The sequence below is a fragment of the Psychrobacter sp. AOP22-C1-C5 genome (assembly GCF_052378885.1).
Classification (GTDB): Bacteria; Pseudomonadota; Gammaproteobacteria; order Pseudomonadales; family Moraxellaceae; genus Psychrobacter.
In genome coordinates, this window is sequence record NZ_JBQSYC010000002.1 from 460,768 (window position 1) to 473,441 (window position 12,674).

Consider the following 12,674-nt stretch of genomic DNA (forward strand, 5'->3'; position numbering starts at 1 on the left):
AAGTATTTAGATAGAGGGCTTGGGGACAATGCTCGCCGTATTGACCCTGTCGTTACTGATCACTGCCGTACCATAAGCAATGGCTTCTACCATGCTGCCCAATTGGTTGATGTTGGTGACCTCAAGGCGCACGCCATAAATATGCGTGTAGCCTTTAGCGTTGGCCTCGGTACGCATACGTACAATGGCTTCACGGCGCGCCCGCTCTAATAATGTCTCGTAGGTGGTTAGGTTTTTGCCAAATAAGCTCAACACACGAGCGATAATCATTTTGAAATAGTCTTGAGCAATGACAACGCTGCCAAGCACCAACTCGCCTTCACTATCAGCAACCAGTGTAGGACGATAAAAGCGCTCACTTGAAACGATGATATGACCAAGTTCCTGCTCCGCCACCTGCAACCGTGCTAAATGCTGACGCTCATGACGTGATCCAAAAAACCAACCCGCCACGAATAACAAAATAAACGGGGCATAGTTGATTAGAATTTGATTGAAGGAGTAATTCATGGCACGTCTCTTGTCGTAAAAAGCCTCAATACTTTAAATCTTGGTCAATTAACCAAAGGGATTGAAACGTGGCAAATCATCAGTTGACGCAGGCGCAGGGTTTTGCGTGTGAGTGGGCTGAGGCGCTTGGCCTGTCTGATTATAAAAATCATGAGGCAGGTTTTGCTGCGTTTGTTGCGGCATCGGAACGGCTTTGACAGCAGTGCCATAGACAAACAGCTCAGAGGCGCCTTGCGCGATACTAGAGGTCGAAAAACGCAAGCCAACGACGGCATCAGCACCTAACGCTTCGGCTTTGACGACCATTCGATCTATCGCCTCTTGACGCGACTCTTCTAGCAGCTCAGTATAAGCCGTCAACTCGCCACCGACGATGTTTTTTAACCCAGCAAACAAATCTTTGCCGACATGCTTTGAGCGCACCGTACTGCCATACACCACATCTAGGCGTTCGGTGATCTGATAATTAGGTAAGTGCTCAAGATTGGAGAGTTGCACAGTCATAGGACGACCTTATCGGTGACGTAATAGGATAGTTCAAAAAACATAAAGCGGCGCTGACAACGAACCCCATGGATATCAATCAGCGCCGCTTATCATTTTGTTTAATCGCTGGTATAGAACTTAATCATTGGTATGGAACAGCAAAAACAACTCAGTTAAGTTGCCTTCGATGCTATTGGCCATTTGCACCAACTTGTCTTCATCGCGGCGCATCTCAGCAAGCTCTGGATCTTCGTCATCGATACCGCTTAGCACAATCATAGGCAAGGTTAATACCGCGACGTCTTCTGCCGTTTCTTCGTCCTCAAACCAATCGCTCGCTTCATCAGCATACATCGCATCTACAAAGCCTATTGACCATGCAACAATGTCTGACTCATCCGAAAAATCAACAGCAACTTCTTCGTTACCTGCGTCTTCTCCAAACGGCAGCTCGATCGGTGTCTCGTTTTTTAGTTCAGAGATGATCGCATCGCGCCAGCGCTGGATACCATCGATGACGTTTTCTGGAATTTCACTGGTGTGACCTTCAAACAGTGCATCCATCCAATTGGGCAATGGACGGCCAATCACGGTCGCCGTCAAAAATCCGTGAGCAGCAACGCTATCGAGCACAAACTGGCTCTCTTGGTTGTCCAAATAGTCTAGTAATTCATCGAAGCTTAGTGGGTTACTCATGATGTCATTGTCCTTAAGAGAGGGGCTGCGTCAATCGCAATAAATGATTGGGTAAATGCAGGATAGCGGATAATCTGAGGATGACGGTCGTTTGGATAATAAGCCAAACAACCACGGTAAAATAAGAATCATTGAACAGAACAGATTTTTAGAGACCACAAAAAACAAAAAATAGGATACTATCAGCTTAACACAGCCAAATAAAGATTCGAGATTAAAAGGCTTTAGTCGGCTTAAATGACATTATTGTACTGACTTTAAGCCGTCATTTAAGTCTAAACCCTAAAGATCGTCATCCCAGTCATCGCCATCTTCGTCAAAGTTATCGATGTCGTCTAGATCGTCTTTTAGCTCTTTGGCCAAACGCTTTTCTTCTAGCAAGTTGTCGATTAGTCGACGCTTTTCAAGACTACTTAAGCGTGTACGCACACTCGTCTCGGCCTCTTCCACCATCTTTGCATCATCATCGTCGACAAAATCATCATCAAAATCGTCGTCAATATCGGTGTCACTCATGACAAACTCCTATCGTTTTTAGCAAGGGTATTAAAAACACTTCAATATATATATGCCTTATAAAGTCTCTATTGAATGTTGTCAATCCTTTTTATCACTGTGGCGTATTTCGTAATCCCTACTAAGATAACGATATAACGAACAATTGTATATAAGATAATAAAGATAATGACAATTAAGTAAATGACTCGCTGTCACTTTCAATCATCAATACCGCATTACGCACATCTGCCAACCGTTGTATCATTGCATCATTACCGCCGTCGAATATCGTACATTCACGCTCATAGACAGTTGTCGGGCGCATGATGCTGTGAACTTGTACATGGTGGCTGATTTGTTTGCGGCCTGCGTTTGGCAGCAAAATCAGCATTTGCTCTTTTTTGCCAACACTGTGTAAAAGTTGCGTCATCGCCTCTGATTGAGCATCATCACTGACTCCTGCTTTGGCAGGTAGCGCAAAACGTGACAGCTCGATGTGCTTATCATGAATAATCTTGTTGAGCATCAAATACAGTTTGCCAAGCATCACGCCTGCAAGCGCAACTTTTGCGTGACTGTTGTCCGCCTTTAACAGTACGCTGGCACCATTATCTTCAAAACGTGGCTCATTTAGTACACTGACGCCTAGTAGCAATGGCTGCTTGAGCAGTTCGGTCACCGCTTGGTTTAATAGCTGGGTACATAGTGCCAGATAAGGCAAACGCTGGGCAGGCGCTAGGCGCTCAAGCATATTAAACTCATCATGAAAGACAATCTGTACGCGCACACTGTCGAACGCGCGCGTGGCAGACAACCTAGCTGCGCTACCAAACTTAGAAGTCGTACCATTGCTTCCATTGATCTCATCTGATGTGCTATCGGCTGCTTGATGGTCTACATGCTCTTCAGTTACCTGAGCATCCGTGCTAGCACTAGAACCTGTACCCTCACTTGCCACGCTTTGGTTTTGCTGCTTTCTTAAGTATTGATTTACTTCATTATGTATATCGCGCTTGCGCACGTTGCTGGTGTCACCATCTGTTGTAGTCTCATTTGAGCGCTCAGTAGTCTCTCTATCTGCTGAGCGGCGCTCAAAGTCGCGATCATAGTTGCGTGGATCGATCTGCATGTATTGCTCACGGTGCAGATTTTGAATATCACGGCTAAGCGCATTGATCTGCTCTTTAGTCGGACGAGCAAGATAACCATAAATAAGCCAAAGTAATAAATGCAGCAACATGGTGCCGATGACGAACGGCCATTGCATGGCAATAATCTCACCTTTGCTCACGTCTTTTAGCGTCAATGCCACACTGCCGATGACAGCATCGCCGTTGGTAGCAATTTGACGAATCGTATCGCCCTGTTGCATCGGGGCATTGCCGACTGGTACTAAGATTTCGTCATTGTTGTCTTTAATCAGTATGCGTGTCACGTCTTGTTCGCTGGTATAGCGATTGGCAATGACACTGAGACTGACACGGTCTTTATTTTCTAAAGACAACCTGGCTTCATCAATCATTTGGGCGACCATCTGCTCGCCCTTTAACGCACGACTTTTGCTCAGCTGTTGATCGGTACTGATAACCAATAACAGAGTCTGCAAACAAAAACTAACCAGAAGAATAATGGCAAACAACCCTTGCCGCGGCGCTAAATACGTCATGATATGGTAAACTTTTTTGGATAAGAGAAATTAAAAAACAAGACTATCGCTCATTTTTTGGCTAATTTAAAAAAAACGGTACTGCGGGCATCTTTATCAGCAGCTATTTTAGGACTTATGACTCAAAGTAAATGGCTACTCTTGAGACTCGCTCTGACTGATAACAGAATGATTCATACAATCAATTTATCACAGCTACTATATCACCTTAATAAACCTTATAGCGTGAGCCAATTCATAAATTTATCACAATACAAGCATTCATTTTTTACTGCTTTTTAAGGGATAATGATCGTTTGTAGTCCGCTCTGATACTTTGCGTGTCATCTATAGGCGCTGCTTAGTAAAACTGGTATTATTCCTAATCTTATATGAGCATACAAGGGACAATTGAGCCATGCCAAACAATACATCTTATTCGTTACCAAAAGACAGCAAAGCATGGCAACAAGCCGTCGATTCTATTGCATCCTTATTACCCGATGATACCAATTTGCAAGATTTTGATGCGCTACAGTCTCTCCCCGTTTTTGCCTTGATTGTTGTATTGCCCATCAAAGTATCGACGCTTGATATCCATCAATATGTACAGTCATGGGTCGATGAGCAGCCAAACTGGCATTTGGTGACAGTTGCAGAAGATGCAGATGCAAGTTTTGTCAATATCACCGTGTCTGATACCGAACCGATGGCAGGAAACGCTCAGCGTCTACCTTTTACCCAGTCGCAAGTTTTTCGCTACTTATTGGTGCCCGTGAACGACACGCTCATGCACCCAGGCAAAAAAACGGCCGCCGCTCACATCATCGATGATCAACTGACGACGCGTTTACGTCGAGATTTGACTGAAGAATATAAAAATACGTACCAAGCAAATAACACCGATCAGTTAAATGTCGTCGATTGCCATATTTTGTCTGTCGGCCACATGCTGCGCACGCACAAGCTTGCTTGCTTTGATATGGACTCAACGCTAATTGAGCAAGAAGTCATCGTGGAGCTTGCTAAAACTGCGGGTATCGGTGAGGAAGTAGCTGCCATCACTGAAGCGGCAATGCGCGGTGAGATTGATTTTGATGAGTCTTTTGCTCAGCGTGTAGCACTATTAAAAGGCATCTCAACCGATGTACTCGATGAAATATGCGGCCGTTTGACGTTATCAACTGGCGCTCGCACCACGATCAGTGCGTTAAAAGCGTTGGGCTATCATACAGTGCTGGTATCAGGGGGTTTTACCTATTTTGCGCGCTATATCGCTGAGCAATTGGGTATGGACGAGGTTCATGCCAATGCCTTAGACATTGAAGAAGGTGAAGTGACAGGTCATGTGCAGCTGCCTATCATTAATGGTGCCAAAAAAGCCGCCATCGTTGAGCATACGGCTGAGCGTTTGGGTATCGAGATGTCACAAGTCGTCTGCATCGGTGATGGTGCCAATGACTTGCCGATGATGGGTATTGCGGACTTAGGTGTTGCTTATCACGCCAAGCCCATTGTCCAAGCACGTGCCGATGCCGCTGTTAATGTGACTGGACTTGAGGGCACGCTTTACGCGCTTGGGTATCCAGCACTGGCCCCAACTCAGTAATCGTTGCTAACCAATCGTTAAACGTTCAAGACCACGCTATAAACCCACAAGCCAGATTAATGGTTGTATCGTTAATCTGGCTTTTATGCGATGTTGCAATCAACATAGGTGCTTTTGGTCACATGATTGTTTTTATTATTGCTATATGTAGTATTGCCACTTTTAGTACCATTTTTAATACTGCTCCTTTTGTGTCGCTGTTTTAGTGCAACCATAAGCACACAAGATCATCAACCCTCAACGCTTATTGTTAAATAATGAAGGATTTGTCCATGACGGCACCACAATCATCGCGGCCACACGAGCCGTCAGAGCTATCTGAGCCACAGCCATTGGATAAAAATTTACCCACTACAACCTCTGATGGTCCAAAGCAATTATTAGGGATTTATATTAGAGGAATGGCCATGGGCGCAGCAGATATCGTCCCCGGTGTCTCTGGTGGTACGATTGCTTTGATTGCTGGGATTTATGAGCGATTAATCAATGCTCTTAGTAGCATCGGCCCCAACCTTTGGCAGATATTTCGACAAAAAGGCGGTATCAAAGGATTGCTTGCTGTATGGCGAGAGGTCGACGCAACGTTTTTACTATTCTTAGTGCTAGGTATTGGCACCAGTCTTATCACTTTGGCTGGCGTGATTAAGCATTTGTTAGACAACCAGCCGTTATTTATCTGGTCGTTCTTTTTTGGGTTGGTCGTGGCCACGGTACTGATTCTATTGAGCGAGATTAAACGCTGGAATATAGCAAGGGCCGCGCTATTCGTCCTTGGACTTGTTGCCGCCGTGGTGATCAGTAGTTTGCCCATACTTACGACCACGCCAAGCTTGCCTTACTTATTTTTTGCAGGGGCAATTGCTATTTGTGCCATGATACTGCCGGGCATTTCAGGATCTTTTATTCTATTATTATTAGGCGCTTATGACACGGTACTAGAAGCCGTACACACTCTTAATTTTGCCATTATCTTCACTGTCATGGCTGGTATGATAACTGGACTATTGTTATTTACTCGCGCCCTCAAGTGGCTATTATCCCGCTACTATCAAGCAACACTGGCCTTACTTATAGGCTTTATTGCAGGGTCTTTAGTGAAGGTATGGCCGTGGAAAGTAGATGCGTTAGGCGGGCTAAATAGCGTAGCAATCACCAATGTGATGCCATGGCAATACCCTACTGGTCCGCATTGGCCAACCACAATCGGACTCATGCTACTCGGTGCGATTTTAGTGTCATTATTGTCTTGGTGGGGCAATCGCAGTAACCGTGTATAGTAGCAATCGCGTATCAATGATAATCCATCAAACGCTCGCCTCATAACTCACTCAAAACCAGTCTCAAACGCTGACGAAAAACCCAGTGAAACCCCTCTCTAGTTGAAAAATTAAGCGTCTTATTTACAGACGCTTAGTTTCAAATTTGTCGCAAATCACCATCGGATTTTATCGAAAAATCAAACGTCAACGGTTGTCGCAAAGTCGCCTGCCCCCTCTTTAGCTTTGTCCAACAAACTTCCATAATAGTCATATTGGAATTCACCTTATGAATAGCGAGATGAATGATGTTACTGACTATATTTTCTTTTATTGGTATAGCCACATGGAGCACTACCGCATTGCTTGGTTGTGGCGGACTGGTAAGCTTGATAGTGGCTCTTGCTTTTTCATCGCAGCGCTGGCTACTGTGGTATCTGTTTGGTGGTATGGCGTACTGGCTGGTGGTTGAGACAATCCAAAGTATGCTGACTAGTCCTTTTATGTTGACAGAGCTGTCCGAGTGGCACAGTTACGTCATTGCCATGGGTATCAGCTGGGTACCGTTGGTTGGCTGGGTAGTGTATCGAGCACTACGTTACGAAGATGTGAGTCAAGCTTTGCAGCAGCAGCGCGCTTTAGAAGCGGCACGCTATAAAGAGCATACGCCAGTGTACGACGACGATTATCAACCGCGCTTTCATTAAAGTGGTCATCATTAGAGTAATCATCAAATTAATACCATAGAATGTTACAAGATACTTAACGCTCTCTACGTAACTCCTAAAGAATTGATACCTATTCGTCGTTTATAATCTATTTATATATTTGTCAATAAAATTGTTATAAAGTACGCGTTATTTGCGTCTCATTCTTTAGGAGTTTAATTATGTTTACTGTGCCTGTGTTAGATATTAAGTCTGATCCATTAGATGTGTTATTAGCAGTCATCGGCTATCGTTTGTCGATGTTGTCTGATAGCGATAATGAAGAGGTAAAAGCACTGTTCGCTGATCGTAAGGTAACGATTGAAATTGCCAGTGATGAATCTAATGTCGCACGTTATTTTAGATTCGATGACGGTCAATTTAGCCAACATAGTGGTCATGCCGAAAAAGCAGATTTGACGATTAATTTTAAAGACTCAATGACTGGTGTGAAGCTGTTAACTAAAGGCGATCTTCCAGCCTTTATGACAGCGGTTCAAGAAGGTAACTTAAGCATTGAAGGCGATTATAGTCTTATGATGTGGTTTAACAAACTTGCCAAGCACATCGTGCCGACCATTCCAGAAGAATACAAGCCTTACATCCAAAAAGCCAAACCCTACGCATATAAAGCACAACAGCTTGCAAACCATTGGGTTGGCGTTGCTAAGCACAAATTGGGCAAGTAATAATATGACGATGACTCACATCTTAGCGATAAGATAAGGACATAATAAATCGTTGCTGCTTGTGTACGTCATTGTGTTAATTATACATCTTACCCCGTCGTGTTCTGATTTTCTAAAAAGGTTGCGTTATACTATACCGCAACCTTTTTTATGATTTTAAAAAAGACCACAAACAAAAGTATTTGGATTTATTTGACACGATCCAATAGTATGATAAAAGGACTTATGCCATGGCAGGATTACTTAGCATCTCAGAACCTAACGCCAGTAGCCCAACTGATAGCTTGAGCAATCACGATATGACCAACTCTGACTTTTTGGCAAGCCTAGCCACAGACGCGACCACAGCGCCAAGAGAAACCACTAATCAATATACCCGTGAAGACATTGCCCAATTGTTTGATTTGCCTTTGATGGACTTATTGTTAAAAGCGCAAACGATTCATCGGGCGAACTTTACCGCGAACGAAGTACAAATCAGCACGTTGCTGTCTATTAAAACAGGCAATTGCCCTGAAGATTGCGGTTATTGTTCACAATCGGGCCATCATCGCGATACGACCAAACTACAAGCAGAAAAACGCCTAGAAATTGATAAAGTCATTGCTGCTGCCAAGCGTGCCAAAGCCACTGGCTCATCGCGGTTCTGTATGGGCGCGGCGTGGAAGCATCCAAGCGCCAAAGACATGCCCTATGTGGTTGAGCTAGTTAAAGAAGTAAAAGCGTTGGGGCTTGAGACCTGTATGACCCTTGGTATGCTCGACACTGAGCAAGCAGCGCAACTCGCGGAGGCAGGATTGGATTATTACAATCACAATCTTGATACGTCACGGCGCTACTATGAGCAAGTGGTCAGTACGCGCAGTTACGACGAGCGTCTAGACACACTTACCCATGTACGCAATTCTGGCATTAATGTCTGTAGTGGCAATATCGTGGGTATGGGTGAAAGCCGCGATGACCGTATCGATTGGGTGCATGAGCTGCTCAAAATGCCCAAAGCGCCAGAGTCCATTCCGGTGAACTTATTGGTTCCTATCGCTGGGACACCGATTGGAGATCGAGTGATTGCGGAAGGCCAGCTGTCAGTACTTGAGTGGATACGTACGATAGCCGTGACGCGTATTTGTTGTCCAACCAGCTATGTGCGTCTGTCTGCTGGACGCGAAAGCTTGTCCGACTCTGAGCAAGCCTTGGCATTCATGGCGGGTGCCAATTCGTTCTTTTATGGTGATAAGCTACTGACCACGGGTAACGCCAGTCAATCAAGTGACAATAGATTGATGCGCGAGCTTGGTTTGACCGCGCAAATCGCTGCGCCTAGAGCGCCCAAGACAGTACCTGTTATGGATGCGATGAGTGGTCATCAATCACAAGTCGTATTAGCAGAGTAGTTTTTTAAGGCTACCATTATTGGATAATCTACGCTAAGCTTGCCCGCTCAAACAAGCGACGATACACATAAGAGAGACTATCATGCCAGATTATTTTAATTGGATTAAAGCGGCACACATTATCTCAATGGTCTGCTGGTTTGCCGCGATATTTTATTTGCCACGTCTGTTTGTTTATCATGCGATGAGCGACGATAGTATCAGTCATGAGCGCTTTGCCATTATGGAACGTAAGTTATATCGCGGCATCATGACGCCTGCGATGATAGCGACTTGGATATTTGGTTTATGGATGGTGATACTTGGCTGGGAGGTTTATAAAACTCAAGGCTGGCTACACGTCAAACTGCTGTTGGTGGTTCTGCTGTCTGGCTATCATGGTGCATGCGGCTTTTATCGTAAAAAGCTGATAGACAACCCGCAGTATAAAACGCATAAATTTTGGCGTTGGTTTAATGAAGTACCTGTTTTTGCTTTGGTTATTATCGTGATTTTAGTCGTGGTAAAACCCTTTTAAAAATTTATCTTAGTAGCGCGTCGTAGTATTTGTACCTATTTTACTTTGAACTGGTTATAGGCTGCTATGAACTGACCATTTACAAAAAAGCGTCCGCCACTTATCTAAGTGACGGACGCTTTTTTTATTCATCTAACTTATGAAATAGACTGTGTACGTTTTATCATACCTTAATGATTGGTATTTGTTTTAAACGCTGGGACGCATGATTTGATAGACATTGCTCAAATCATAAACTCGATAGCGCGCAGGTTCGCGTCGGTTTTCGCCTGCATAGCTGAGTATCAGTGCTTGCTTTGCGCTCTCATCGACCCAGCCCATAAACAACCCGCTGTGCTCAACGCGGTTATAACCATGATTGATATAGTAAAGCCAATCACCAATTTCAATATCATCGCTACGGGCATAAGGACCCTGACCATAAGTACCTTTATGAATGGTATCGCGAGTCACCCCTGCTCGGTTGAACACAGCATTGAGATAGTCCCAGCAGCCACCTTTGATAATTGCACGCTCATCCAGCGTCATCTTACGTGCCATACTGACCACTTCACGTGCGGCCAAACTGCTCTGAGTCTCAGCACTACTTAATAGCGGTAAATACTTACTATCGACATTGTCATAGCTACCGGACAAAAATGTAGGCAGCATCGCAGGCGCTTGGTATTGTACCGCAGGAGAACGATAAGTTGTCGTAGTGAGCGGCTGATTACCATAATTGCGCGTATTTATAGAACTGGTGGTTGACTGACTGATGGTGACTGGCTGAACAGTGGCAGTATTGGGACGATACGTGCCAGCACGTTGGATGGTGGAGCGAGTACTTACTTTGGCAGATGGTACGGCTGAGTATGACGGTGTATAGCGGGCACTCTCATTAGGCTGGGCAGACTTTTGGGCGATTAGCGCGCTCATACTATCTGCATGGGCTTGACCGATCGGGCCAAAGGTAAATAACAACAAACTGCACGACGCTGTAACCAACGACACGGGCAAACGCGACATGACTAACTCCTTGCCAATAAAATATAAGTGATAGCATAGATAATGATTGGACTTTTCAAGCTTACTTATAAACTATTTGGATAGGAGTCTGCAAGCACTATTGCTTTTATGCAATTGATAAAAGGTAGAAGAACATAGACTAAAGGTTCAAACAAAGGCGCACTTAAAGGTAGTATCTAGATAGGGAAAATAACAGGTAAGAAAAAACGTATTGCGTCATTTAAAAATGTTCTATGGACTTTGGCATCAGGGTTTAGTGGATATTATTTGATGGATGATTTATTCAGCATCATTTTGCTCATCACTCATCTTGATATTGACATTGCGCTTGCTCAGCGTCTGACCTTGTAAAATAGCCTTGGCGACGGTGGCTTCTTGCATACTCTCAAAGCCACTGATATGACATTTGCGTTTGTCATCACCATCGACAATCTGCAGCTGCTCATCGATAAGACTGATCTTGTCGCCATCAGCCAAATGGATATGCTCGCGTTTGCCTTGATTGTCATGCACCAGCTCACCTGGCCTTATCCATAACACGCCGCTGGAGATAACACCGGCCATGGCTTTTTTGCGCTGTTGGCGTTGTCGATTAAAAATAAAACTGCCAACGATTAATAAGGCAAGTGCACCAATAGCCAAACGCTCAGACAATAGGCTCATTGCCAAAGCGACTGCCACTGCTCCGACCAATAGCGCAAACCCAAACCAAAACATACCATTGTCAGCGACTGGCGGCTGACTTTGTAAGGTGATTTTGGCGCCATCATCAGTCAGATTGAGCATGTGTTACTACCTATTGCCAGAAATCTATTGGTGAGGATTTAGTTTTTTAAGATAAAAAGACAGACTACCAACCTAGAGCGGTTTGCTGTAGCTTAATCAATTCAGCAATGCCTTTTTCGGCCATGGCGAGCATATCATCGGCCTGAGCACGAGTAAACGGCTTTTCTTCTGCCGTACCTTGTAGTTCAATGAACTCACCTTTTTGCGTCATAACAACGTTCAAATCGGTATCGCAATTGGCATCTTCTTCATAGTTCAGATCTAGATACGCTTCACCATCTTTCATACCGACAGACACAGCCGCGACCAAACCAATCAATGGATCAGCCTTGAGTTTCTTAGTTCTTTGGAGGCTTTCTAGCGCGTCAACAAGGGCAATCGCCGCTCCTGTCACGCTGGCCGTACGAGTACCGCCATCGGCTTGTAAAACATCACAATCAAGATAAATGGTGTTTTCACCCAGCTTGCTCAAGTCGATCATGGCACGTAGGCTACGACCAATTAAGCGCTGAATTTCTTGAGTACGACCTGATTGCTTGCCGCGAGCTGCTTCACGCTGATTACGGGTGTTGGTTGCGCGTGGCAACATGCCGTACTCAGCTGTGATCCAACCTTTACCCTTACCCTTTAGCCAACGCGGCACGCCCGCCTCGACACTAGCCGTACACAGTACTTTGGTATCGCCAAAGCTCACTAACACAGATCCTTCGGCATGCTTAGTATAATGGCGCTCAAAGCTGATCGAGCGAAGTTGGTCAAGCTCACGATTGTCAATACGCATAAAAATCCCTAGTACAATGTTTAAAAATTGGTGTCATAAAAATAAGAGGTTTGGTGCCATGGCTGACCAATATGTATTTTGCCTACTGAGTGTCT

General features: G+C 44.6%; 14 protein-coding genes. 6 read left to right on the forward strand and 8 right to left on the reverse strand.

Annotation, left to right across the window (positions count from 1 at the left end):
* Window positions 1–6 precede the first annotated feature (6 nt).
* The 5 genes from ACT3TH_RS04500 to ACT3TH_RS04520 form a co-directional block, all read right to left on the reverse strand.
* Window positions 7–510, reverse strand: a complete 504-nt coding sequence (locus ACT3TH_RS04500; protein WP_444754656.1) for a YbjQ family protein — start codon at window positions 508–510, stop codon at window positions 7–9.
* A gap of 48 nt (window positions 511–558) precedes the next feature.
* On the reverse strand, window positions 559–1,014 hold the full coding sequence (locus ACT3TH_RS04505; protein WP_444754657.1) for a YbjQ family protein: 456 nt from the start codon (window positions 1,012–1,014) through the stop codon (window positions 559–561).
* Window positions 1,015–1,134: 120 nt separating this feature from the next.
* Window positions 1,135–1,692 (reverse strand): YecA/YgfB family protein, encoded by a 558-nt coding sequence (locus ACT3TH_RS04510; protein ID WP_444754658.1) that lies wholly within the window; start codon window positions 1,690–1,692, stop codon window positions 1,135–1,137.
* A gap of 282 nt (window positions 1,693–1,974) precedes the next feature.
* Complete coding sequence (locus ACT3TH_RS04515) at window positions 1,975–2,208, reverse strand: PA3496 family putative envelope integrity protein (RefSeq protein WP_062845472.1); 234 nt, start codon at window positions 2,206–2,208, stop codon at window positions 1,975–1,977.
* A 175-nt stretch (window positions 2,209–2,383) separates the two neighbouring features.
* Window positions 2,384–3,856 carry a hypothetical protein gene (locus tag ACT3TH_RS04520; protein ID WP_444754659.1) on the reverse strand — a complete coding sequence of 491 codons (1,473 nt, stop codon included), beginning with the start codon at window positions 3,854–3,856 and terminating at the stop codon, window positions 2,384–2,386.
* 397 nt (window positions 3,857–4,253) lie between these two features.
* On the opposite strand from ACT3TH_RS04520, the gene serB reads away from it, so the two are divergent.
* The 6 genes from serB to hemJ all read left to right on the forward strand — a co-directional run bounded on the left by serB (window position 4,254) and on the right by hemJ (window position 10,007).
* Window positions 4,254–5,444 (forward strand): phosphoserine phosphatase SerB, encoded by a 1,191-nt coding sequence (serB, locus tag ACT3TH_RS04525; protein WP_444754660.1) that lies wholly within the window; start codon window positions 4,254–4,256, stop codon window positions 5,442–5,444.
* A 272-nt stretch (window positions 5,445–5,716) separates the two neighbouring features.
* Window positions 5,717–6,721: a DUF368 domain-containing protein gene (locus ACT3TH_RS04530; RefSeq protein ID WP_444754661.1), complete on the forward strand. Its 1,005-nt coding sequence runs from the start codon at window positions 5,717–5,719 to the stop codon at window positions 6,719–6,721.
* A 284-nt stretch (window positions 6,722–7,005) separates the two neighbouring features.
* Window positions 7,006–7,407: an AciT family ciprofloxacin tolerance protein gene (aciT, locus tag ACT3TH_RS04535; RefSeq protein WP_444754662.1), complete on the forward strand. Its 402-nt coding sequence runs from the start codon at window positions 7,006–7,008 to the stop codon at window positions 7,405–7,407.
* Window positions 7,408–7,589: 182 nt separating this feature from the next.
* Window positions 7,590–8,096: an SCP2 sterol-binding domain-containing protein gene (locus ACT3TH_RS04540; RefSeq protein ID WP_444754663.1), complete on the forward strand. Its 507-nt coding sequence runs from the start codon at window positions 7,590–7,592 to the stop codon at window positions 8,094–8,096.
* A gap of 230 nt (window positions 8,097–8,326) precedes the next feature.
* Entirely contained in the window at window positions 8,327–9,490 is a 1,164-nt protein-coding gene (gene bioB / locus ACT3TH_RS04545) for a biotin synthase BioB (protein ID WP_444754664.1), read from the forward strand.
* Window positions 9,491–9,572: 82 nt separating this feature from the next.
* Complete coding sequence (gene hemJ / locus ACT3TH_RS04550; protein WP_444754665.1) at window positions 9,573–10,007, forward strand: protoporphyrinogen oxidase HemJ; 435 nt, start codon at window positions 9,573–9,575, stop codon at window positions 10,005–10,007.
* 189 nt (window positions 10,008–10,196) lie between these two features.
* Here the strand turns inward: hemJ and ACT3TH_RS04555 are convergent, their stop codons facing one another.
* The 3 genes from ACT3TH_RS04555 to rph all read right to left on the reverse strand — a co-directional run bounded on the left by ACT3TH_RS04555 (window position 10,197) and on the right by rph (window position 12,579).
* Window positions 10,197–11,012: a hypothetical protein gene (locus ACT3TH_RS04555; RefSeq protein WP_444754666.1), complete on the reverse strand. Its 816-nt coding sequence runs from the start codon at window positions 11,010–11,012 to the stop codon at window positions 10,197–10,199.
* A 279-nt stretch (window positions 11,013–11,291) separates the two neighbouring features.
* A complete protein-coding gene (locus ACT3TH_RS04560; RefSeq protein ID WP_444754667.1) occupies window positions 11,292–11,798 on the reverse strand; it encodes a hypothetical protein in 507 nt (168 codons plus the stop codon).
* 64 nt (window positions 11,799–11,862) lie between these two features.
* On the reverse strand, window positions 11,863–12,579 hold the full coding sequence (gene rph / locus ACT3TH_RS04565) for a ribonuclease PH (RefSeq protein WP_444754668.1): 717 nt from the start codon (window positions 12,577–12,579) through the stop codon (window positions 11,863–11,865).
* Between the last annotated feature and the right edge of the window lie 95 nt (window positions 12,580–12,674).